This is a genomic window from Erwinia sp. PPS120 (assembly GCF_047918655.1).
In the GTDB taxonomy this organism is placed as follows: domain Bacteria; phylum Pseudomonadota; class Gammaproteobacteria; order Enterobacterales; family Enterobacteriaceae; genus Erwinia; species Erwinia tasmaniensis_A.
In genome coordinates, this window is sequence record NZ_JBLREF010000008.1 from 28,603 (window position 1) to 52,304 (window position 23,702).

The window sequence follows — 23,702 nt, forward strand, 5'->3', positions numbered from 1 at the left end:
TCACAGATACGGCGACCAGGCAGGTGATTTTACCTGTCCATCGGTTGCCGGAAGACGCGCTTTGAAACGCCCATCAGTCGAAACCAGCTGCAGAACGGAACCCATACCCTGTGTAGAGCTGTAGATTACCATCGTGCCGTTTGGCGAGAGGCTTGGCGTTTCATCCAGGAACGTGTCCGTTAATTGTTGCACGGCTCCCGTTTCCAGATCCTGCCTGGCGATGTGCTGCGCACCACCGTTGGTGCTGACCATCACCAGTGATTTACCGTCAGTGCTGACGTCGGCATTCTGATTCTGAGAGCCTTCCCAGGTCAGACGCTGGGCTGCGCCACCGTTAACACTGATTTTATAGATTTGTGGACGACCGGCCTGATCGGAGGTGTAAGCCAGGGTCTGGCTGTCCGGGAACCAGGTCGGTTCGGTATTGTTATAGCGACCGTCCGTTATCTGGCGGATCTGACCGGAACCCAGATCCATTACGTACAGATTCATGCTGCCGGTCTTCGATAAGGTGAACGCCAGCTTAGTGCCATCCGGTGAGAAGGCCGGTGCGCCGTTGTGGCGTGGGAATGAGGCCACCTGACGAATAGCACCGTTTGCCAGCGTCTGAATGACCAGCGCTGATTTGCCGCTTTCAAAAGTCACATAAGCCAGTTTGCTGCCGTCTTTTGACCAGGCCGGAGACATCAGCGGCTGCGGTGAACGATGCACGACAAACTGGTTATAACCGTCATAGTCGGAGACGCGCAGTTCATACGGGAACTGACCGCCGTTCGTCTGAACGACATAGGCGATACGCGTACGGAATGCACCCTTAATGCCGGTCAGCTTCTCGAAAGATTCGTCACTGGCGGTGTGCGCCGCGTAACGTAGCCACTGTTTGGTTACCTTATACTGGTTTTGCGCCAGAATAGCACCTGGATTCCCTGAGGTATCCACCAGCTGGTATGAGACCAGATAGCTGCCGTCAGCGCCCGGCTGCACCTTACCTACCACCACGGCATCAATGCCCAGGGCGGTCCACGCCGCAGGCTGGACCTCCGCCGCCGTCGTCGGCTGCTGTGGCAGACGTGAGCGATCCAACGGGTTAAACTTACCGCTGTTGCGTAAGTCTGCCGCCACAATGCCGCCAATATCTTCAGGCGCGGCACCCGGACCATCCCATTTAAAAGGCACCACGCCAATCGGACGCGCGGTGTTCACCCCCTGGGTGATTTCAATACGAACTTCTGCATGCGCTACCGCGACAAACAGCAGTAAAAAACTCAGTGCTACACGAAATGCCTGCTTCATCTTTTCTCCCTTATCTGAACGCGATGTCCACGATAATTAGCAGTGTTTCAAAGAACCGTGAATGCATATGTAGAGTCCGGCAGGGGAGTTTTGGTTCCCCCTGCCGGAACATACCGGTTTATTATGGCTTGAATATCAGCGTTGCGTCTTTCACCGCCTGATAAACATCAGCGCTGGGCGGCTTCGGTATCCGCGCCATTCTGGCCGCGTTAATTGCCGCCTGGCACAGCGCCGGATCGCCACCCGACTGCACGGCCGAAATTAACAGACCATCAGGTGCAAGTTTGATGCGAACGTCGCAGGTTCTGCCCTTGAACGTATCTGAATCATAGAACTTACTCTGAATTGCGCCCTGCACCTGGCCAAGATAACTGTCAATGGCCGCGCCGGAAGCGCCGGATTTTTTCTGGTTACCCTGCCCCGCCGCGCCACCGGATTTACCCTGTTTTGGCGCATTCTTGCCAGAACTGAGTCCGCCCAGCAGATCGTCAACATCACTGCTGTCTTTTGCGGCTTCAGCTGCGGCTTTTTTCTTCGCATCGGCCGCGGCTTTTGCTTTGGCAGCGGCGGCAGCTTTTGCTTCCGCTTTTGCCTCTGCTTTGGCCTTCGCTTCTGCCTGAGCTTCTGCTTTGGCTTTCGCTTCCGCCTTAGCCTCGGCTTTCGCTTTCGCATCCGCAGCAGCCTGCTGTTTGGCTTCCTGCGCCGCTTTGGCTTCTTCTGCAGCCTTAGCTTTCGCATCGGCAGCGGCTTTGGCTTTCGCCTCCTGCGCAGCCTTCACTTTAGCGGCTTCGGCCGCAGCCTGTCTCGCCTCGGCATCCGCCTGCTTTTTAGCCTCAGCGGCCGCTTTTTTGGCTTCAGCTTCGGCTTTTTTATGCGCATCAGCCGCCGCTTTGGCCTTTACCTGAGCGTCTGCCGCCGCCTTAGCCTGTTCATCCGCCCGGGCTTTCGCATCAGCTTTGGCCTGCGAGGCAGCCGCTTCAGCCTGCTTCTGCTGCTCCTCAGCCTGCTTAGCCGCTTCCTGCGCCTGCTTCTGTTCCGCTGCCTGCTCGGCCGCCTGCTGTTTCGCTTCCTGCTGAGCCTGCAAACGCTCTTTTTCCATTTGCTTTAGCTGCTGCTGTTCCGCCGCCTGCTTCTGCTGTAGCTCTTCCGCCTGCTGTTTTGCCTGCTTCTGACGCTGCTGCTCGGCACGTTTGCTGTCGCTCTGTTGATTCTGCTGACGATTGTACTGTTCAACCACTGCGCCAGGATCAACCATTACTGCATCAATGTCACTACCGCCGCCGCCGCCGCTGGCTTCGATATGTTCGTCAAAAGAGCTCCAGATCAGCAGTGCAATCAAAAAGATATGCAGAATGACTGAAATGATAATCGCTCGTTTTAACTTATCGTTTTGCTCGGTTGCCTTCGACACTCTCGGTTCCCAAAAACGGTTCGAATGAATTAAATCGGCTGCGTCATTAAGCCAACAGACTTAACGCCTGCCTGATGCAGCAGGTTAAGCGCCTTGATGATCTCGTCATAGGGCACGGTCTTCGCACCGCCAATCAGGAAAACCGTCTTCGGATTTGCCTGGATGCGACGCTGCGCTTCAGCAATGACCTGCTCAGGAGGGAGCTGCTCCATGCGGTCATGATCGACCACCAGGCTGTACTGCCCTACCCCCGCCACTTCCACGATCACCGGTGGATTATCATCGCTGGAAACGGTTTTTGAATCTGTTGCATCCGGCAGGTCAACTTCCACGCTCTGGGTAATGATGGGCGCCGTTGCCATAAAGATCAGCAGCAGCACCAGCAGCACGTCCAGCAAAGGCACAATGTTGATTTCGGACTTCATGTCGCGGCGACCGCTGCGACCACGCTTTCTGGCCATAGAGCCTCCGCTGTTACTTGCTGACGTCGCTGGAGAACGCCTGACGATGCAGAATGGCCGTGAACTCTTCCATAAAGTTATCGTAATTCTGTTCCAGCCGGTTCACGCGCTGATTCAGGCGGTTATACGCCATGACCGCCGGGATCGCCGCAAACAGACCGATCGCCGTGGCGATCAGCGCTTCTGCGATCCCCGGTGCCACCATCTGTAGCGTGGCCTGTTTGACCGCGCCCAGGGCGATAAAGGCATGCATAATCCCCCAGACCGTACCAAACAGCCCGATATAGGGGCTGATCGACCCGACGGTGCCGAGGAAAGGAATATTGTTTTCGAGCGCTTCCAGCTCGCGGTTCATTGAAATGCGCATAGCGCGCGTCGCGCCCTCCACCACCGATTCCGGCGCGTGATTATTGGCGCGATGAAGGCGGGCAAACTCTTTGAAGCCGGCATAGAAAATTTGTTCAGATCCCCCCAGCTCGTCGCGACGTGCCTGACTCTCCTGATAAAGGCGGGAGAGTTCGATTCCCGACCAGAATTTATCTTCGAATGCATCCGCATCACGTCCTGCCGCATTCAGAATGCGGGTACGCTGAATAATGATTGCCCAGGAGGCGATAGAAAACCCAATCAAAATCAACATGATAAGTTTGACCAGAAGGCTTGCCTTCAGGAACAAATCAAGAATGTTCATGTCAGTCACTGCTTGAACTCCGCGACAATAGACTTGGGAAGCGCAATTGGCTTCATTAGATGTGGATTAATGCAGGCGATAAGAACCTCCGCTTCGTTCAGCGTCCGCCCCTCTGCATTCACAATTCGTTGTGCGAAAGTCATCGTCGTTCTGGTCATCCTTACTACCTCAGACTGCACCTCAAGAAGATCGTCAAGGCGCGCAGCAGCAAGATAGTCAACCGTCAGGCGACGCACGACAAACGCAACCTGCTGTTCCAGCAGCGTCTGCTGATTGAAATGGTGCTGGCGCAGCATTTCAGTTCGTGCCCGTTCATAAAAAGCGACATAGCTGGCGTGGTAAACCACACCACCGGCGTCCGTGTCTTCGTAGTAAACACGCACCGGCCATCGAAACAGCGTTGTACTCACTTCTACATCCCGGTATTACTTTTAAAAAAAGTCAGGCTGCATCCCCAGGGGGCGTAGCGTTGTTGCACTCTCAGACGTTGTCAGACGTTGTCAGACTTCGGCTAAGGCAATAACTTCCCGCGTAACGCTTTAAAATTAACGTAACGCTTGCCGTACTATACGCAAGAGATATGCCCTTGGGAATGGGTTGCCAGAGGGGAGAGAAAATAATTATCGTTTGGAAACAACTTCATTGTTTTTGACAGACTTTTCAGACAGAACATGACAGTGCCTGAAGCGGATGGAGAGGGGTAAACGTAAACTGACGCAGCGGGGATAAGGGCGGCGGAAAAGCCGCCCGACATATCATTTAAAAAAGAATAACAGCCCTGCCAGCAGGACGCACCAGGCGAGGGGCGGACAGAAAAAGGCCTGCCAGCGCAGCCGCCGTGGCCGGAACCCTACGCCGTGAATAACGCCTGCGCAGACGGCCCAGATCGCTAACAGCCCCTGCCAGACCGCCAGCTCACCGCTGTTAGCCGCAAAGCGGGCGGGCTCCCAGAAGATACAGCCCGCCAGCAGCAGCGCCATCAGCAGGGACAGCGCCCGTATCGGGCTGCTGTCCATCACCTTGAGAACCCTGAAAATTCCCGTTTTCATTAGCGTTCGTTTTTCACTTCGCTCTCTTCGATATGCTCTATCGCCAGCGCCGTAATAATCCCAAAGGCGCAGGCCAGCAGCGTGCCAAGTATCCAGGCAAAATACCACATTGTGCAGCTCCTCGATCAGTAGAGTGAATGGGTGTTATTTTCAATCTGCTCACGCGTGATGCGCCCGAACATTTTGTAATAACACCAGGTTGTGTACGCCAGAATAATCGGCACAAAGATAATGGCGGCCACGGTCATAATTTTCAGCGTCAGCAGACTTGAGGTCGCATCCCACATTGTCAGGCTGATATTGGGAACCGTGCTGGAGGGCATAATGAATGGAAACATCGCCACTCCCGCCGTCAAAATCACGCAGGCCAGCGTCAGGGAAGAGAAGAAAAACGCCCAGGCGCCCTTCTCCAGCCGCGAACAGAGCACCGTCAGCAGCGGCAGTACCACGCCCAGCGCCGGAATTGCCCAGAGTAGCGGGGCACGGTTGAAATTCACCAGCCAGGCCCCTGCTTCCCGTGTGACCACCTTAGCCAGCGGATTCGATGGCGCATTGTGGTCCAGTACGGTGCCAAGCACATAACCTTCAATGCCCTTCATCACCCAGACCCCCGCCAGCACAAAGCACACCATCATCACTAAGGCTGAAACTTGCGCCGCGCCGCGTGAGCGGATGTGAAGCTCGCCGGTGGTACGCATCTGTAAATAGGTGGCGCCCTGCGTAAGGATCATACTAACGCTGACGATACCCGCCAGCAGCGCAAACGGATTCAGCAGCTGGAAGAAGTTGCCGGTGTAGAACAGACGCAGATACTCATCGGTATGGAATGGTACTCCCTGCAACAGGTTGCCGAAGGCCACGCCAATCACCAACGGCGGCACGAAGCTACCGATAAAAATGCCCCAGTCCCAGGTACGACGCCAGCGCGGATCTTCAATTTTCGAGCGGTAGTCAAAACCCACCGGACGAAAGAACAGCGAGGCCAGCACCAGAATCATCGCCACGTAGAAGCCGGAAAAGGCCGCGGCGTAGACCATGGGCCAGGCGGCGAACAGCGCGCCTCCGGCGGTGATAAGCCAAACCTGATTGCCGTCCCAGTGCGGGGCGATACTGTTGATCATAATGCGGCGATCGGTATCGGTCCGCCCGAGAATGCGTGAGAGCATGCCCACGCCCATATCAAATCCGTCCGCCACGGCGAAACCAATCAGCAGTACGCCGATCAGCGCCCACCAGACGAATCGCAGCAGTTCATAAGTAATCATCAGAAGACTCCTGTCTTAGCGTGCTGCTGGTGTGGTAAGGGGAGACTGTTCATAGTGGTATCGACCCGTTTTCAGGCTGCCTGGACCCAGTCGGGCAAACCTGAACATCAGATACATTTCAACCACCAGGAACAACGTGTAAAGCCCGCAGATCAGAATCATCGAGAACAGCAGATCGCCAACCGTCAGTGAGGAGTTCGCCACCGCCGTCGGCAGCACCTCGCCAATAGCCCAGGGCTGACGGCCATATTCCGCGACAAACCAGCCGGACTCGATGGCGATCCACGGCAGAGGAATACCGTAAAGCGCGCACTTAAGCAGGAAGGTACTTTTGCCAATGCGGTTACGGACTACCGCCCAGAATGCGCCGCCGATAATCAGCAGCATCAGGATGCCGCTGGCGACCATGATGCGAAATGAGAAGTAAAGTGGCGCGACCTGAGGAATGGAGTCTTTGGTCGCCTGGGCAATCTGCGCTTCAGTGGCATCACTGACGTTTGGCGTATAGCGCTTCAGCAGCAGACCATAGCCCAGATCTTTTTTCACCGCGTTGAAGGCGGTGCGTACCTGAGGGTCATCGTTGCCGGATCGCAGCTCGGCCAACAGCTGATAAGCTTTCATCCCGTTACGGATGCGCACTTCATGCTGCCCCATCAGCTCTTTCAGCCCGGTCACCTGCTTATCAAGGGAACGGGTAGCAATCAGCCCCAGCGCCCAGGGGATCTGAATGGCGTATTTATTCTCCTGTGCCTGCTGATCGGGTATACCAAACAGCGTAAAGGGAGCTGGCGCAGGCTGGGTTTCCCATTCGGCTTCAATCGCGGCCAGCTTCGTCTTCTGCACGTCGCCGATTTCATAACCGGACTCGTCACCAAGCACGATAACTGACAGAATCGCCGCCATGCCGAAGCTTGCCGCAATGGCAAAGGAGCGTTTAGCGAAGGCAACGTCGCGACCGCGCAGCAGGTAATAAGCGCTGATACCAAGAATAAACATCGCGCCGCAGGTGTAGCCCGCCGCCACGGTGTGCACGAATTTCACCTGAGCGACCGGATTGAAGATAAGCTCTGAGAAGCTGACCATCTCCATGCGCATTGTTTCAAAGTTAAAGTCAGAGGCAACGGGGTTCTGCATCCAGCCATTCGCGACCAGGATCCACAGCGCAGAGAGGTTAGAACCTAACGCCACCAGCCAGGTCACCGCCATATGCTGGACTTTTCCCAGCCGATCCCAGCCGAAGAAAAACAGTCCGACGAAGGTCGATTCCAGGAAGAAGGCCATAAGCCCTTCAATCGCCAGCGGTGCGCCAAATATATCCCCAACGTAGTGTGAATAATAAGACCAGTTGGTCCCGAACTGAAATTCCATGGTCAGTCCGGTAGCCACGCCCAGCGCAAAGTTAATACCGAATAACTTGCCCCAGAATTTCGTCATATCTTTGTAGATTTGCTTACCTGACAGTACGTAAACCGTTTCCATAATTGCCAGCAAAAACGCCATACCCAGCGTTAAGGGCACAAACAGAAAGTGATACATAGCGGTCAGAGCAAACTGTAAGCGCGACAGTTCGACAATATCAAACATCTTGACTCCTTGCTCCTCGTTCGAGGGTGTTGGCCCTTGCGATGCGCCCTGCCAGGCGGGGCGGCGGGCCAGTGCCAGTAACTAAAAAAGATCCCACGGGTGAGTAAAATAAAGATTATTAATATCTTTTCATCGTGCCTTTAGAGAAAAACGCAGGCTCGCAAAGATATCCATGGCAAAAAAAATATTAAGCCGCCACAAATAATGATAAATAAAGCTTAATTATTAAGAATAATAAACCCATCGTGAAGATCATTCTTCAAAAGGGGCACCCGGCAGGTGCATTTTGATGTAACGCAATTTAATCCAAAAGGCTGTATCTAATCCAGAACTAACAATTTAAATAGATTGTACTTTCTTGATATTTATCAAGGTGCACGGCTCAATTTATATGTTAGCGAGGTTTTATTGTTAATTTATTGTATTCTACTTAACGGCATTAGGAATAATTAAACAATAATTACCTGGATTATTTAACCGAAGCGGCAGGCGGGAGGGAGATGAAGTCACAGGATAATAAAGGGTCAAGCACAGAGGATCAGGATTATGCTGAACAGGGTATTAAAGGGCCAGACTGCCATGAAAAAAGCCTGAATCCGTCGTCGGGACGAACTCAGGCCGATGATACTGCCGGTTTCACCGCCCTGCGCTGGCTTAGCACAGGGCGGCGGGCACGGTAATGAAAACGTCGGGTTAGCGAGGCAGAACGGCTTTCACCGCTTCGCCAATGTCGGCCAGGCTGCGCACGGTTTTCACCCCTGCGGCTTCCAGCGCGGCGAATTTCTCATCCGCTGTGCCCTTGCCACCGGCAATGATTGCGCCCGCATGGCCCATACGTTTGCCTTTTGGCGCGGTCACGCCGGCAATATACCCCACCACCGGCTTGGTGACGTTTGCCTTGATAAACGCGGCCGCCTCTTCTTCGGCGCTGCCGCCGATCTCGCCGATCATCACAATCGCTTCCGTCTGCGGATCGTCCTGGAACAGGGTCAGGATATCAATAAAGTTAGAGCCGGGGATCGGATCGCCACCAATGCCGACGCAGGTTGACTGGCCGTAACCGATATCCGTGGTCTGCTTAACGGCTTCATAGGTCAGCGTACCCGAGCGGGAAACGATGCCGATACGTCCTGGCTTATGAATATGTCCAGGCATGATGCCGATTTTGCATTCGCCGGGGGTAATGACGCCCGGGCAGTTAGGCCCAATCATGCGCACGCCCGCTTCGTCCAGCTTCACTTTCACCGTCAGCATATCCAGCGTAGGGATACCTTCGGTGATGGTGATGATCAGCTTGATGCCCGCTTCAATCGCTTCCAGGATGCCGTCTTTACAGAAGGGAGCCGGAACATAGATAACGGATGCGGTCGCACCGGTCGCTTCCACGGCTTCACGCACGGTATTGAAGACCGGCAGGCCCAGGTGTTCTGTGCCGCCTTTGCCCGGCGTTACGCCGCCCACCAGCTGCGTGCCGTAGGCCAGCGCCTGCTCAGAGTGGAACGTCCCCTGCCCGCCGGTGAAGCCCTGGCAGATTACCCTGGTGTTTTTATCGATAAGAATGGACATTATTTACCCTCCGCTGCGGCCACAACGCGCTGCGCCGCGTCGCTCAGGCTGGTTGCTGCAATGATATTCAGGCCGCTGTCCGCCAGTTTTTTGGCGCCCAGTTCGGCATTATTTCCTTCCAGACGCACCACGACCGGTACGCTGACGCCCACTTCCTCAACGGCGCCAATAATGCCGTCGGCAATCAGATCGCAGCGGACGATACCGCCGAAGATATTAACGAAAACCGCTTTTACCGCGTCGTCGGAAAGGATGATTTTAAATGCTTCGGTAACACGTTCTTTCGTCGCGCCGCCGCCCACGTCAAGGAAGTTAGCAGGCTGACCGCCGCTGAGCTTCACGATATCCATGGTGCCCATCGCCAGACCGGCTCCGTTGACCATGCAGCCGATATTTCCTTCCAGCGCCACGTAGTTAAGTTCCCACTGCGCAGCCTGCGCTTCGCGGGCATCTTCCTGGCTCGGATCGCGCATTTCCCGCAGATCCGGCTGGCGGAACAGCGCATTGCCGTCGGCACCCAGTTTGCCATCCAGGCAGATCAGATCGCCTTCTTTGGTGATAACCAGCGGGTTAATTTCCACCAGCGCCAGATCGCGCTCCAGGAACAGGTTTGCCAGCCCCATAAAAATTTTGGTGAACTGCCCTACCTGCTTACCGGTCAGACCCAGCTTGAATGCCAGCTCACGTCCCTGATAAGGCTGTGGACCGGTCAAGGGATCGAGCGCCATTTTGTGGATCAGGTGCGGAGTTTCCTCCGCGACTTTCTCAATTTCCACGCCACCCTCGGTAGAGGCCATAAACACCACGCGACGGGTGCCACGGTCCACTACCGCGCCCAGATACAGCTCCTGATCGATATCGGTCGCCGCTTCCACCAGAATCTGGTTAACAGGCTGACCCTGAGCATCGGTCTGATAGGTGGTCAGGCGTTTGCCCAGCCAGTGCTCGGCAAAGGCGCGGATCTCTTCTTTGCTTTTCACCACTTTCACACCGCCCGCCTTACCGCGGCCTCCGGCATGAACCTGACATTTCACTACCCACGGACCGGCGCCAATCTTGGAGGCGGCTTCTTCTGCTTCACGTGGTGTGGTGCAGGCATAACCGGTGGGTGCCGGTAAACCATACCGTGCAAACAGCTGTTTTGCCTGATATTCGTGTAAGTTCATGATGTTAATCCATTTAGTCGGAATAAACTCAGCCGCATCCGGCAGCGTGCCAGAGTATCGGCTCTCATAGGGTGGGCGCGGCATTTACCGCGCCCGACAGGGTTCAGACGTCCAGCAGCAGGCGAGTCGGATCTTCCAGCAGCTCTTTAATGGCGACCAGATAGCTGACCGACTCTTTACCGTCGATCAGACGGTGATCGTAGGAGAGCGCCAGATACATCATTGGCTGGATAACCACCTGACCATTGACCGCCATTGGGCGATCCTTGATCGCATGCATCCCCAGGATGGCGCTCTGCGGTGGGTTGATGATCGGCGTGGACATCAGCGAGCCAAATACGCCGCCGTTGGTAATAGTGAAATTACCGCCGGTCAGTTCGTCAACGGTCAGCTTGCCGTCGCGGCCTTTGATCGCCAGCTCTTTGATTTTCTTCTCAATGTCGGCCATACCCAGCGCATCCACATCTTTCAGCACCGGCGTAACCAGCCCGCGCGGGGTGGAGACGGCAATGCTGACGTCGAAGTAGTTGTGGTACACCACATCTTCGCCGTCGATCGAGGCATTGACTTCCGGGAAGCGCTTCAGCGCCTCAACCACTGCTTTCAGGTAGAAGGACATAAAGCCCAGGCGCACGCCGTGACGTTTTTCAAACGACTCGCCGTACTGCTTGCGCAGATTCATGATCGGCTGCATGTTGACTTCGTTGAAGGTCGTCAGCATAGCGGTGCTGTTTTTTGCTTCCAGCAGACGCTCCGCCACGCGCTTGCGCAGACGGGTCATTGGCACACGCTTTTCACTGCGACCGGCCAGCGCCGGTGCTGCTGCTGCTCCGTCAGACGCTTTCGCTTCTGACGAAGCCGTGGCAGGTTTTTTCGCCAGATGTTTTTCGACATCTTCACGCGTCAGTCTGCCACCCACGCCCGTGCCGCTGATGGCCGCCGGGTCAAGACCGTGCTCGGCGATCAGACGGCGAATGGCCGGGCTGAGCGCGTCGTTGCTCTCATCACTCAGGGACGCGCTCTGGCGCTGCGCAGGCGTAGAGGCTGCGGCATCAGACTTCGCTGAACTCTCTTTTCCACCGCTGTTGCCCTCTTTCAGACGGCCCAGAGGCTGCCGTGAGGTCACCGTTGCGCCCTCATCTTCCAGAATGGCTTCCAGTATTCCGTCTGCGGAGGCCGGAACTTCCAGCACCACTTTATCGGTTTCGATCTCTACCAGGACTTCATCGCGCTGCACGGCATCGCCCGGTTTTTTGTGCCAGGTCGCCACGGTGGCATCGGCAACGGATTCAGGCAGGTCGGGAACGAGAATATCTACGCTACTCATTATTTTTCCTTTAATTAATTAACGTTCAGCGCATCATTAACCAGATCTTGCTGCTGCTGCTGGTGAACGGACATATAACCTACTGCCGGCGAGGCCGAAGCCGGGCGGCCGGCGTAACGTAATGAAGCCTGAGCGGGTACGGCTTCGCGGAAATGATGCTGACTGCTGTACCATGCGCCCTGGTTCTGCGGCTCTTCCTGACACCAGACAAAATCAGTGACATGCTTATAGTGCTTAAGCACGTCCTGTACCACTTTGTGCGGGAAGGGATAAAGCTGCTCAATACGCACGATAGCGACATCGGTCTGCTCGTTCTTACGGCGTTTTTCCAGCAGATCGTAATAAACTTTACCGGCACACATCACCACGCGCTTCACGCCCTGCGGATCGAGGTCGTCGACTTCGCCAATCGCGGGCTGGAAGCCGCCGTTCGCCAGCTCTTCAAGAGAAGAGACCGCCAGCGGATGGCGCAGCAGGGATTTTGGTGACATCACCACCAGCGGACGACGCATTCCGCGCAGTGCCTGTCGACGCAGCATGTGGTAAACCTGCGCCGGCGTGGAGGGTACGCAAACCTGCATGTTCTGCTCGGCGCAGAGCTGCAGATAGCGTTCCAGGCGGGCGGAGGAGTGCTCCGGTCCCTGCCCTTCATAGCCGTGCGGCAGCAGCATCACCAGCCCACACATGCGGCCCCACTTCTGCTCACCGGAGCTGATAAACTGATCGATAACTACCTGCGCACCGTTGGCGAAGTCGCCGAACTGCGCTTCCCAAATGGTCAGCGTGCGAGGCTCAGCCGTCGCATAGCCATATTCAAAGGCCAGCACCGCTTCTTCCGACAGGACGGAGTCCCATACCCGGAAGGTGCCCTGACCGTTATGAACGTGCTGCAGCGGAGTCCAGGTGGAGCCATTAGCCTGGTTGTGGATCACCGCATGGCGATGGAAGAAAGTCCCGCGCCCCATATCCTCACCGGAGAGACGGCAGGGTATGCCCTCATCAACCAGCGTGGCATAGGCGAGGTTTTCCGCTGCGCCCCAGTCAAACGGCTTGTTACCGGCCGCCATCTCAGCGCGATCGTTGTAGATTTTCGCCACGCGCGACTGCATTTCGATCGACTCCGGCACCGTGCTGATGCGCTTCGCCAGATCCTGCAAACGCTGGAAGTCCAGGCTTTCCGGGTAGCTCTCATCCCAGTCGTGATTCAGATACGGTGACCAGGTGAAAGAGTGCAGACTCATCGGACGCCATTCTGGTACCACGCACTCGCCTGCATCCAGCGCATCGCGGTAAAGATTAACCATCTCCGTCGCGTCTTCCAGGCTGGCAATCTTCTCTTCCTGCAGGCGGTCAGCATAGATCTTACGCGGCGTAGGATGCTTTTTGATCTTCTGGTACATCACTGGCTGCGTAGCGCTTGGCTCGTCGGCCTCGTTATGGCCGTGACGGCGATAGCAGACCAGATCGATAAACACATCGCGCTTGAAGGTGTTACGGAAGTCCAGCGCCAGGCGGGTAACAAAGGCTACCGCTTCAGGATCGTCAGCATTGACGTGGAAAATGGGTGCCAGCACCATTTTACCGATATCGGTACAGTACTGCGTCGAACGGGCATCTTTCGGATTGGAGGTGGTAAAGCCAATCTGGTTATTGATCACGATACGCACCGTGCCGCCCACTTCGTAGCCGCGCGCCTGAGACATGTTCAGCGTTTCCTGAACCACGCCCTGACCGGTTACCGCAGCATCGCCGTGGATAGTAATCGGTAACACCTGATTGCTACCCGGCTGATCGAGTCTGTCCAGACGCGCGCGTACCGAGCCCATTACCACCGGGCTGACAATCTCCAGGTGCGACGGGTTGAAAGCCAGCGCCAGATGGACCATGCCGCCTTCGGTTTCAACATCGGACGAGAAGCCCATGTGGTACTTCACATCACCGGTGCCGAGATGCTCTTTGTGCTTGCCGGAGAACTCGTCGAAGAGATCCTGCGGCTTTTTACCCAGCACGTTGATTAGCACGTTAAGGCGGCCACGGTGGGCCATTCCCAGCACCACTTCACGGGTGCCGCTTTTACCGGCGTGATGGATCATTTCATTCAGCATCGGCACCAGCGCGTCGCCCCCTTCCAGCGAGAAACGCTTCGCGCCGGGGAATTTGGCCCCGAGGTAGCGCTCCAGACCTTCCGCAGCGGTAAGCTGTTTCAGAAAGCCCTTTTTCTCATCGGTGGAAAAGGAAGCCTGACCCGCCACCGATTCGATACGCTGCTGGATCCAGCGCTTCTCTTCGGTGTTGGTAATGTGCATATATTCCGCGCCAATCGAACCACAGTAGGTCTGCTTCAGCATGGCGAACAGATCGCCCAGCTTCATCGTATCCCTGCCGAAAGCAAAGGATCCTACGTTGAAGGTTTCCTGAAAGTCCGCTTCGGTCAGATCGTGGAAAGCCGGATCGAGATCGGGCACCGATTCCTGCTGCCACAGGCCTAACGGATCGAGGTTAGCCAGCTGATGGCCGCGGAAACGGAAAGCGTTAATCAGCTGCAGAACCTTCACCTGTTTGGCATTGGTATCGGGATCGCTAACGGAGGCGGTGTAGCGGGTGGCATCTTTCGCCAGGCGCTTAAAGTATTCGCGAGTTGTCGAATGGAATTGTTCAGGTCTGACTCCCTGACCTGGAAGCTGTTCGAACAGCGATTTCCAGGCAACATCAACAGAGTCAGGATCGGTCAGGTAGTCCTCATAGAGTTGCTCTATGTAGGTCTGGTTCGCGCCGGCCAGCCAGGATGAGTCTAGCCAGGGTTTCATCGCGCTGTTCTGCATTGTGATCCCTTAAGCATTTGTGCTTTCTTTCGCCGTGATTTATTTAAAGGGGAGCTTTGCAGTTCCCACGCCGCACAGGCGGCTTGCCCCAGGTCGTATTCCGCAACTGCTGCGGGACGCGACCTGAAAGTTCTTCGATACGAGCGCTGCGCGCAACTACTGGCGCCCGGGCCCGTAAGGGAACCCTGGTGAAACGTTTCTGTGACGCATAATCAAAACTTTTCAACAGGGCCACCTGATACCTGCGATCCGGGAACCTTTCGGCTCCCGGTTGCCCGCTAATCAGGCACTGCGCTGCAACAGCATCGACTTAATATGGCCGATGGCGCGCGTCGGATTCAACCCTTTCGGACACACGCTCACACAGTTCATAATGCTGTGACAGCGAAAAACACTGAACGCGTCATTCAGATTATCCAGACGCGCATCGGTTTCCGTATCCCGGCTGTCTATCAGGAAACGGTAGGCGGCCAGCAGGCCTGCCGGACCGATGAATTTCTCCGGGTTCCACCAGAATGACGGGCAGGAGGTGGAACAGCAGGCGCAGAGAATACATTCGTACAGACCGTCCAGTTTTTCGCGCTGCTCCGGTGCCTGTAAATGCTCACGCGCCGGTGGTTTCTCCCCGTTATTCAACAGGTAAGGCTTAATCTTCTCATACTGAGTATAGAACTGGCCCATGTCCACCACCAAATCACGGATTACCGGCAAGCCCGGCAGCGGGCGGATAACAATCTTTTTCTTTCCGCCGCCCAGCGCCGAGACTGGCGTGATGCAGGCCAGGCCATTTTTTCCGTTCATATTGATGCCGTCGGAGCCACATACCCCTTCGCGGCAGGAGCGGCGAAACGCCAGCGTCGGATCCTTTTCTTTCAGGCGGATCAGCGCATCCAGCAGCATCATGTCGCGCCCTTCTTCCGATTCCAGGCTGTAATCCTGCATACGCGGCGCGTCATCGACGTCCGGGTTATAACGATAAATAGAAAATTCGAGTCTCATCGTCTTATCTCCGCAACCTAGTAAGTACGTGCTTTTGGCGGGAACGCCGCGCGCAGCTTCGGCGCCATGTTCACCTCACGGCGAGTCATGCTTTCGCTCTGCGGCAGATACACGCTGTGGCACAGCCAGTTTGCATCGTCACGTTCAGGATAATCGAAGCGGCTGTGCGCGCCCCGGCTTTCGGTACGGAAGTTAGCCGCAACCGCGGTGGCATAGGCCGTTTCCATCAGGTTATCCAGCTCCAGACACTCAATACGCTGGGTATTGAAGTCAGCGGAACGATCGTCCAGACGGGCATTTTTCAGGCGTTCACGCAGCAGTTTAAGCTCAGCCAGCCCCTTCGCCATCGCCTCGCCTTCGCGGAAGACGGAAAAGTTATTTTGCATACAGGTTTGCAACGCTTTACGCAACTCGGCAGGATCTTCGCCGGTGGTATTATTGTTCCAGCGGTTCATGCGGGCCAGCGAAGCGTCGATCTCTTCATCGGTCGCTTCCAGCAGTTCGCCCTGCTCCTGAATGGATTCCTGCAGATGCAGGCCTGCGGCGCGGCCAAACACCACCAGATCCAGCAGTGAGTTGCCGCCGAGGCGGTTAGAGCCGTGCACGGAGACGCAGGCAATTTCGCCTACCGCAAACAGACCCGGCACCACCACATCTTCGCCCTGCTCGTTAACCGTAATCGCCTGGCCGGTCACTTTAGTCGGGATACCGCCCATCATGTAGTGACAGGTCGGGATAACCGGGATCGGCTCTTTCACCGGATCAACGTGTGCAAAGGTACGCGACAGCTCAAGAATACCCGGAAGACGCGCTTCAAGCACTTCACTGCCCAGATGGTCCAGCTTCAGCTTAATGTGGGGTCCCCAGGGGCCTTCACAGCCGCGCCCTTCACGGATTTCAATCATCATTGAACGGGCAACCACATCGCGTCCCGCAAGGTCTTTCGCATTAGGGGCGTAGCGCTCCATAAAGCGTTCACCGTGCTTGTTCAGCAGATAGCCACCTTCGCCACGGCACCCTTCGGTTACCAGCACGCCAGCCCCGGCAATACCGGTCGGGTGAAACTGCCACATTTCCATATCCTGGACCGGTACGCCCGCGCGCAGCGCCATACCTACGCCGTCGCCGGTATTGATGTGCGCATTGGTAGTGGACTGGTAGATGCGTCCTGCGCCGCCGGTCGCCAGCACCGTCGCCCGCGCTTTAAAATAGACCACTTCACCGTCTTCAATATTGAGCGCGGTACAGCCAACAACGGCGCCGTCGGCGTTTTTCACCAGATCCAGCGCGTACCATTCAGAGAAGATGGTGGTTTTGTTTTTCAGGTTCTGCTGGTACAGCGTGTGCAGCAGGGCATGACCGGTACGGTCAGCCGCAGCGGCGGTACGGGCAGCCTGCTCGCCGCCGAAGTTTTTCGACTGTCCACCGAAGGGGCGCTGATAAATGCGACCATCATCAAGACGGGAAAAAGGCAGCCCCATATGCTCAAGCTCCAGAATCGCTTCCGGGCCGGTTTTACACATATATTCGATGGCGTCCTGGTCACCGATATAGTCGGAACCTTTTACCGTGTCATACATATGCCATTCCCAGTCATCTTCATGGGTATTGCCCAGGGCAACAGTGATGCCCCCCTGCGCAGAGACGGTATGAGAACGGGTAGGGAAAACTTTCGATAACAGAGCGCAGCTCTGTCCTGATTGTGAAATCTGTAGCGCCGCACGCATGCCCGCACCACCTGCGCCGACAACCACGGCATCAAATTCTCTTACTGGCAACTTCATTACGCACCCCACACAACAACGGTTCCATAAATTGCATACACTAACAGCGCAACGACCACAATCAGTTGCAGTATCAGGCGTGTAGCCACAGCCTTGACGTAATCTGTTAATACCTGCCACATCCCGATCCAGCCATGCACCAGAATGGAGAACAGCGTTAAAAGGGTGAAGACCTTGGTTAACGGAGAGGCGAAAAAGCCGCGCCAGATCTCATAGGTCAGCGTGCCAGACATAACGATAAAGCCAAGAACATACAGAACATACAGGGTGATAATCATGGCAGCGGCGCGCAGCAGCAGCCAGTCATGAACGCCGTTACGACCCAGTGCAGAAGCGTTGCTTACCATACGAGGACTCCAGCCAGAATTGAAAGCACGACGGTAATAACAAATGTAATGTGCGCAGAGCGCTTACCCGTCTCCATTGTTTCAGCCAGAAAGCCAAAATCCATTAGCATGTGGCGAATGCCGCCGGCGATGTGATACGCCAGTGCGGTCAGAATGCCCCAAACGATGAATTTGACAAAAAAGCTGCCCATAACGGCGGAGGCTTGCAGGAAGCCCTCGGGAGAGGAGAGTGACAGGCCCAGTAACCAGAGCAGAATTCCAACGGCCACAAAGGTTATGACGCCAGATACGCGGTGGAGAATAGACGCTATTGCAGTAACGGGAAACCGGATCGTGGAGAGATCCAAGTTGACAGGTCTTTGTTTTTTCACGGTTTTGCCCACACAGCCTTTCTTATTTTGCTTCCTCCGGTCCTGAGGGCGGGTCAGACAGCGTTTAATCAAGCACTGCGCCAGGCACTAAAACTTCAACGTCCAGAACTTCAACGTCCAGTGTCAAAACGACGCGTATAAAACGCTGGGTGGCTCCTACAGCAGGGTTTTCCGGAGACCTGGCCGAAGTATAGGGGGTTCACAAACTCATTACAATTCCCCTACAAACATCCTTGTCACATTTAGGTGGAACAGTGATCATCATCACATTTTTCACAATTTATACAAATTTAATTATCTGATTTGACAAAAGTTCAACATTCCTGTTACAAACTATCGATCGAAATTTATATGATGCACAAAAGTTAAGGGGATACACTTCCCCCTCATGGCAAGTTATGTAACATTGGCTTCAACTATACTTAAAGAACCCGATAAGAGTTACTGACCAGTAATGACCAGACCGGATCTTTAACAACCGCGAAACGCAGACAGATTGTACCCGCCGACCTGCACGCGCCCATCACTCTGTACCCTGCACGATAAAAGATGCCACAGAGTCGATTACCTGCGCACCAGTTTCAACTGCGGATACAGCGGCATTTCCGTTGTCAGAGATTCATCGTTAAGGCGCTAAGGAGACTGTAAATGGCTGATAAAAAAGCAACGCTAACCCTACCAGGTGAAGCTCCTATTGAACTTGATGTGCTGAAGGGTACGTTAGGCCAGGAAGAGATTGATGTCCGTAGCCTGGGTTCACAGGGATATTTCACCTTCGATCCGGGTTTTACTTCCACTGCGTCCTGTGAGTCGAAAATCACCTATATTGATGGTGATGAAGGTATTCTGCTGCATCGTGGTTTCCCTATCGATCAGCTGGCCCTGCACTCAAACTATCTTGAAGTGTGCTATATCCTGCTAAACGGCGAAGCCCCGACTAAAGCGCAATTTGAAGAATTCCGCACCATCGTTACCCGCCATACCATGATTCATGAGCAGATCCATCATCTGTTCCGTGGCTTCCGTCGCGATTCACATCCGATGGCGGTCATGTGTGGAGTAACGGGCGCGCTGGCCGCGTTCTATCACGATGCCATGGACGTTAACATTGAACGTCACCGTGAAATCGCCGCATTCCGTCTGCTCTCTAAAATGCCTACCGTGGCGGCGATGTGTTACAAGTATTCGATTGGTCAGCCTTTTGTTTATCCACGCAACGACCTCTCCTATGCCGGTAACTTTCTGAACATGATGTTCTCTACGCCCTGTGAAGAGTATGTGGTTAACCCAATCCTTGAACGCGCTATGGACCGCATCCTTATTCTGCATGCGGATCATGAGCAGAACGCCTCTACGTCTACCGTGCGTACCGCAGGTTCATCCGGTGCCAATCCGTTCGCCTGTATCGCTGCCGGTATTGCGTCTCTGTGGGGACCTGCGCACGGTGGGGCAAACGAAGCCTGCCTGCGGATGCTGGAAGAGATCAGCAACGTCGAGCATATTCCTGAGTTCCTGAAGCGTGCGAAAGACAAAAATGACTCTTTCCGCCTGATGGGCTTTGGTCACCGCGTGTACAAAAACTACGATCCACGCGCTACCGTGATGCGTGAAACCTGCCATGAAGTGCTGAACGAGCTGGGCATGAAGGATGACCTGCTGGAAGTCGCCATGGAGCTGGAGCATATCGCCCTGAACGACCCGTACTTTATCGAGCGTAAGCTCTATCCTAACGTCGACTTCTACTCCGGTATTATCCTGAAGGCGATGGGTATTCCGTCCTCTATGTTTACGGTGATTTTCGCTATGGCGCGTACCGTGGGCTGGATCGCGCACTGGAAAGAGATGCACGATGACGGCGTTAAAATCGCCCGTCCCCGTCAGCTCTATACCGGCTACGATAAGCGCGATTTTAAATCAGAGACCGCGGAGTAACGCTTTCCGTTCGGGCGGGAAACCGTACGGGCGGGCTGATGCCTTCGCGCTTAAGCTTAACGGTGGGCTATGCTCACCGTTTAGGGTAATCTCCGAAAATCGTTGTATTTATCAGTTTAAATCTCTCGCATTTGGAAAAGTCGGACCGGTTAGCGCCCTACGCTTAGTAAGTAGCCCTGTGATTCCACTCATCTTTGTACTGGATATTTCCATCAACATGTTTCCATAAGATAGATTCGTAACGTAGCATTATTGATTCATGATGCGTGCCAGTCATCGCACCAGCGTAAAGATCTGGCGTAATCGAAGTAATTTCAACGTTACTCAAAATGATATTAAAATACTCTTGCTCTATTCCAGCATCAAGAATTTGATACACCCTGATGATAGCTGATTTTAGCGTAGCCCCCTGACTAAGGGCTTTATATAAGAGAGGAGGAACTTTATCAAATTCCTTTTGGAATAGTATAGGACTGTGCACACGGGTTCCTGTCTGGCTATCAGTAGGAATGCTCACATTGTGTGTGAAAGATTTTAATTCTATAGCACCAACTCGACCACTAACAAGTGAACCTCAAGTAACAGGGTAATCATTTTCATCTGTTAGCCATAAGTAAGCGGGATTGGATATGATAACTCCTTATGCTATTTATATTTATCAAACTTTTTCGTGAAAGTTGCAAACACATATATCCATATAATAGTGAATATGAATCCGCACAGTACACCATAAGAGGGGATATAAAGCACACAGATACACCAGCTACCAATGATAACAACAGGAAAAATCAGGTCAGAAAAAAATTGAAATCAGGCTCTTAAACATTGAACTTACTTCTCACCTCTCTGTACAATTCATCTGGAACCAGATTGGCTTTCATTTGTGCTGTGTTGATAATTTCTTCTAGCACAGGTTCAATAAAATAATACAACATTTCCAGTTGCGCGGTATACAGGAACGCAAAGTAGCGAGGTGCTAATATTTTTAATTTTCTGGCAGCTAAAGCTGCTTTATGATCTATACCTAAAACCTGTAAGGTGAGCACGATATAAGGCGATTTACTCGCGATTCTCTCAGCAACAACTTTAGATACAATCTCTGACCCTGCGAGTGCTTTAGCCAGTGCAAAGGCGATGCTATGACGTTTAGTTCTTCCTTTGGCAACTTTAGAAGAGTAACCTGCTACGCCTTTCACCAGCTCCTGTACTCTCCCTTTTTCATTCCCGTTTCCGCTATCTTTCTCAAGCATTTCAAAATAGAGAACAAGCATATGCAAGATCACATCATGGTATCTGAATACGGATGCTACTGAAAGTGCCATTCTTTTTTCTTCTGTGACAAGCTCATGACAGACATCACCATATCGAGGAATAAGGCAAGATGAATACCAGCTAACCCTTTCTATGCCCGCAGAGATATCGGATAATGCGTTTTTGGTTGCTTGCGAAAATGAGCTGAATCCCTGTTGAGTACAGATAGAGAGCTGCCTGTCACTCTGAAGCTTCATCCTCAAATAATCCGATCCCTGCACAGTATTTACTCATGTTATTTAGCAGTGAAAGGATACTTACTTATAATGATGAAGTAAACTGGAAGGGCACAAAAATGTGAGGGAGATCTTTATTCATTTCTGGCTAAGTCTTGACTATCTCGTTCTTCCAGCCTGTACGCTGCCGCCAATAAATTACTTGAAAAAGCAACTCGGCACATGGCTCAATATTTTACATAACATTACTATAAAGCTTTTTACACTTCATCAGCGTCATAATACGAGACGCCTTCGGTTTTAAAGTGACGTTTTCTCTATAAAACCTCTAAAAATAAAATGTATATGACTGACTTAGTGACTTAACTGAAATTGCCAAATCAACCCTTTAGTCGTTGTAAAATACAAATCAATTATTTCATATTCACCAAGCCTTAATAAAAAGGCGCGTAAAAGAAAGTTCGCTATGTTAGGGTATTGATAAAAATATCCATTGCACAGACGTCTTGAATAACCGCCAGGGTGTATAAACAGATTAAGACAGGCGGGGAGCGCAGACAACCTTTCCACCCATATATGCAAACGTCTGCGGCCAAAAAGGAGGAGCCCGGCGGGGAAACAGACCCCAGCCGCAGGCCTTACTTCCTTAGGCTGCGCCTCACCCTCAGCACAGTCCCCCCCTTAATGCTGGCAGCCCGGGCACCAGTAAAAGGGCCGCGATGAGAGCGTGGTCCGCTCAATGATGCCGCCACAGCGCTCGCACGCCTTCCCTTCGCGATGAAAGACCTTAAAACGAAATAATGCGCCGTGATGCCGTTTTTCACTGACTACGCCCCGCGTCTGATACGAAAGGCGCGGCACCGCCAGCAGCGCCTCCGCCAGTCGTTGCAGCGCCTCTGGCGACAAATCCTGAGCGCGATGGTGTGCGGCAATCCCTGCCTGCCAGAGTATTTCAACCCGCAGGTAATTGCCAAGCCCGGCCAGAAAAGCCTGATCCAGTAGCAGACCGCTGAACTGACGCCGGTGAAAACGCGTTGACAGCAGGCGCCCCGCCACATCAGCAACGGTCAGCGACATATCCAGCACGTCTGGCCCCACGCGCTGCAGGAAAGGATGCGTTGTCAACGAATCGCGATCCAGCATCTCAATGTCCGAGGCGCTGTAGAGCAGAATAGTTTTATCCTCCGCCCCCAGCCTGACGCGCAGTACGCGAGTAGAGTCAGGCGTTTTACCGCTGTCGGTCACGCGCCAGACGCCGTAAAGCTGATTGTGGCTGTAGAGCGTCTGACCACTGGAAAAGTGGCTGAGTATCGCTTTACCACGGGTCTCAATAGCCTCGATGCGTTCACCAAGCAGCACCGGCTGCCAGACTTTCAGTTCAGGAAACGCGAACCACACGTCGGTCAGCGTTTTGCCTTTAATTGCCTTTTCCAGCGTGTCGGCCGCCCGGCGAATTTCAGGTCCTTCTGGCATCAAATATGCCCTCCAGATAACAGGTTAATGCGTTGCGCCGCCTTCCAGACGACGATCTTCCTCAACGGTCAGGGCGATACTTATCGCCATTTCCAGCGCCAGACCTACCGTCTGCAGCGGCATACTCGCCAGCCCCTGATGCTTAACCGCCTGCTCTGGCAGCAGGGGAATATGGATAAAGCCGCCGCGCACCGGGCCTTTCTGCTTAGCCAGCGCATGCAGCAGGCCATACATCACGTGGTTGCAGACATAGGTACCCGCAGTCTGCGACACCGTTGCCGGAATACCCGCCTCGCGGATCCCTTCCACAATGGCCTTTATGGGCAGAGTAGAAAAATAGGCTGCCGGACCGTCTTCGACGATGGCCTCATCAATCGGCTGATTGCCGGTGTTATCGGGAATGCGCGCATCGTTGATATTGATTGCCACCCGTTCGACGCTGATATCGGTCCTTCCCTCCGCCTGACCGACGGCAATAACCAGGTCAGGTTTAAGTGTATCCAGCGTCTCATTAAGCACCCTCAGGGACTCATCAAACACGCAGGGTAGCTGTTTAGCCACGACGTGCGCCCCACAAATCATCCGCTCATGCAGGTGGCGTACCGCCTCCCATGAGGGATTCACCCGCTCGCCGTCAAAAGGTTCGAAGGCGGTAATCAGAACCGTTTTCATCT

General features: G+C 54.0%; 21 protein-coding genes and 1 pseudogene. 1 reads left to right on the forward strand and 21 read right to left on the reverse strand.

Annotation, left to right across the window (positions count from 1 at the left end):
- The 17 genes from tolB to sdhC all read right to left on the reverse strand — a co-directional run bounded on the left by tolB (position 1) and on the right by sdhC (position 18,148).
- Entirely contained in the window at positions 1 to 1,293 is a 1,293-nt protein-coding gene (gene tolB / locus ACLRGG_RS04935; RefSeq protein WP_416248694.1) for a Tol-Pal system beta propeller repeat protein TolB, read from the reverse strand.
- A gap of 121 nt (positions 1,294 to 1,414) precedes the next feature.
- Positions 1,415 to 2,704 carry a cell envelope integrity protein TolA gene (gene tolA, locus ACLRGG_RS04940; protein WP_416248695.1) on the reverse strand — a complete coding sequence of 430 codons (1,290 nt, stop codon included), beginning with the start codon at positions 2,702 to 2,704 and terminating at the stop codon, positions 1,415 to 1,417.
- A 29-nt stretch (positions 2,705 to 2,733) separates the two neighbouring features.
- The gene (gene tolR, locus ACLRGG_RS04945; RefSeq protein ID WP_067702418.1) at positions 2,734 to 3,165 is read right to left on the reverse strand and encodes a colicin uptake protein TolR; all 432 of its coding nucleotides are present in this window, start codon (positions 3,163 to 3,165) and stop codon (positions 2,734 to 2,736) included.
- 13 nt (positions 3,166 to 3,178) lie between these two features.
- Positions 3,179 to 3,856, reverse strand: coding sequence for a Tol-Pal system protein TolQ (gene tolQ, locus ACLRGG_RS04950; RefSeq protein ID WP_197473287.1), 678 nt, complete (start codon positions 3,854 to 3,856; stop codon positions 3,179 to 3,181).
- Between the two features lie 5 nt (positions 3,857 to 3,861).
- The gene (ybgC, locus tag ACLRGG_RS04955; RefSeq protein ID WP_416248696.1) at positions 3,862 to 4,266 is read right to left on the reverse strand and encodes a tol-pal system-associated acyl-CoA thioesterase; all 405 of its coding nucleotides are present in this window, start codon (positions 4,264 to 4,266) and stop codon (positions 3,862 to 3,864) included.
- A 345-nt stretch (positions 4,267 to 4,611) separates the two neighbouring features.
- Positions 4,612 to 4,905, reverse strand: coding sequence for a cyd operon protein YbgE (gene ybgE / locus ACLRGG_RS04960; RefSeq protein ID WP_416248697.1), 294 nt, complete (start codon positions 4,903 to 4,905; stop codon positions 4,612 to 4,614).
- Entirely contained in the window at positions 4,905 to 5,015 is a 111-nt protein-coding gene (gene cydX, locus ACLRGG_RS04965) for a cytochrome bd-I oxidase subunit CydX (protein ID WP_067702413.1), read from the reverse strand. The genes ybgE and cydX overlap by 1 nt, the downstream gene beginning before the upstream one ends.
- 15 nt (positions 5,016 to 5,030) lie before the next feature.
- Positions 5,031 to 6,170 carry a cytochrome d ubiquinol oxidase subunit II gene (cydB, locus tag ACLRGG_RS04970; protein WP_416248698.1) on the reverse strand — a complete coding sequence of 380 codons (1,140 nt, stop codon included), beginning with the start codon at positions 6,168 to 6,170 and terminating at the stop codon, positions 5,031 to 5,033.
- A gap of 15 nt (positions 6,171 to 6,185) precedes the next feature.
- The gene (gene cydA, locus ACLRGG_RS04975) at positions 6,186 to 7,754 is read right to left on the reverse strand and encodes a cytochrome ubiquinol oxidase subunit I (protein ID WP_416248699.1); all 1,569 of its coding nucleotides are present in this window, start codon (positions 7,752 to 7,754) and stop codon (positions 6,186 to 6,188) included.
- Positions 7,755 to 8,447: 693 nt separating this feature from the next.
- Entirely contained in the window at positions 8,448 to 9,320 is an 873-nt protein-coding gene (gene sucD, locus ACLRGG_RS04980) for a succinate--CoA ligase subunit alpha (RefSeq protein WP_416248700.1), read from the reverse strand.
- Positions 9,320 to 10,486: an ADP-forming succinate--CoA ligase subunit beta gene (gene sucC / locus ACLRGG_RS04985; protein ID WP_416248701.1), complete on the reverse strand. Its 1,167-nt coding sequence runs from the start codon at positions 10,484 to 10,486 to the stop codon at positions 9,320 to 9,322. Before sucC ends, sucD begins: the two co-directional genes overlap by 1 nt.
- 103 nt (positions 10,487 to 10,589) lie before the next feature.
- Complete coding sequence (odhB, locus tag ACLRGG_RS04990; protein ID WP_416248702.1) at positions 10,590 to 11,813, reverse strand: 2-oxoglutarate dehydrogenase complex dihydrolipoyllysine-residue succinyltransferase; 1,224 nt, start codon at positions 11,811 to 11,813, stop codon at positions 10,590 to 10,592.
- 14 nt (positions 11,814 to 11,827) lie between these two features.
- On the reverse strand, positions 11,828 to 14,635 hold the full coding sequence (gene sucA, locus ACLRGG_RS04995) for a 2-oxoglutarate dehydrogenase E1 component (RefSeq protein WP_416248703.1): 2,808 nt from the start codon (positions 14,633 to 14,635) through the stop codon (positions 11,828 to 11,830).
- 282 nt (positions 14,636 to 14,917) lie between these two features.
- Complete coding sequence (locus tag ACLRGG_RS05000; protein WP_416248704.1) at positions 14,918 to 15,634, reverse strand: succinate dehydrogenase iron-sulfur subunit; 717 nt, start codon at positions 15,632 to 15,634, stop codon at positions 14,918 to 14,920.
- A gap of 17 nt (positions 15,635 to 15,651) precedes the next feature.
- Positions 15,652 to 17,418, reverse strand: coding sequence for a succinate dehydrogenase flavoprotein subunit (gene sdhA / locus ACLRGG_RS05005; protein WP_416248705.1), 1,767 nt, complete (start codon positions 17,416 to 17,418; stop codon positions 15,652 to 15,654).
- Complete coding sequence (gene sdhD, locus ACLRGG_RS05010) at positions 17,418 to 17,765, reverse strand: succinate dehydrogenase membrane anchor subunit (RefSeq protein ID WP_067702389.1); 348 nt, start codon at positions 17,763 to 17,765, stop codon at positions 17,418 to 17,420. The genes sdhA and sdhD overlap by 1 nt, the downstream gene beginning before the upstream one ends.
- Entirely contained in the window at positions 17,759 to 18,148 is a 390-nt protein-coding gene (sdhC, locus tag ACLRGG_RS05015) for a succinate dehydrogenase cytochrome b556 subunit (protein WP_067702386.1), read from the reverse strand. Before sdhC ends, sdhD begins: the two co-directional genes overlap by 7 nt.
- A gap of 636 nt (positions 18,149 to 18,784) precedes the next feature.
- Between sdhC and ACLRGG_RS05020 the strand changes: the two genes are divergently transcribed.
- Complete coding sequence (locus tag ACLRGG_RS05020; RefSeq protein WP_416248706.1) at positions 18,785 to 20,068, forward strand: citrate synthase; 1,284 nt, start codon at positions 18,785 to 18,787, stop codon at positions 20,066 to 20,068.
- A gap of 163 nt (positions 20,069 to 20,231) precedes the next feature.
- On the opposite strand, the pseudogene ACLRGG_RS05025 reads toward ACLRGG_RS05020, so the two are convergent.
- The 4 genes and pseudogenes from ACLRGG_RS05025 to pcp form a co-directional block, all read right to left on the reverse strand.
- A pseudogene (locus ACLRGG_RS05025) lies at positions 20,232 to 20,699 on the reverse strand (Hcp family type VI secretion system effector).
- A 187-nt stretch (positions 20,700 to 20,886) separates the two neighbouring features.
- Positions 20,887 to 21,390, reverse strand: coding sequence for a hypothetical protein (locus ACLRGG_RS05030; protein WP_416248707.1), 504 nt, complete (start codon positions 21,388 to 21,390; stop codon positions 20,887 to 20,889).
- 846 nt (positions 21,391 to 22,236) lie between these two features.
- Positions 22,237 to 23,028, reverse strand: coding sequence for an endonuclease VIII (gene nei, locus ACLRGG_RS05035; protein WP_416248708.1), 792 nt, complete (start codon positions 23,026 to 23,028; stop codon positions 22,237 to 22,239).
- A 24-nt stretch (positions 23,029 to 23,052) separates the two neighbouring features.
- Positions 23,053 to 23,700, reverse strand: coding sequence for a pyroglutamyl-peptidase I (gene pcp / locus ACLRGG_RS05040; RefSeq protein ID WP_416248709.1), 648 nt, complete (start codon positions 23,698 to 23,700; stop codon positions 23,053 to 23,055).
- Between the last annotated feature and the right edge of the window lie 2 nt (positions 23,701 to 23,702).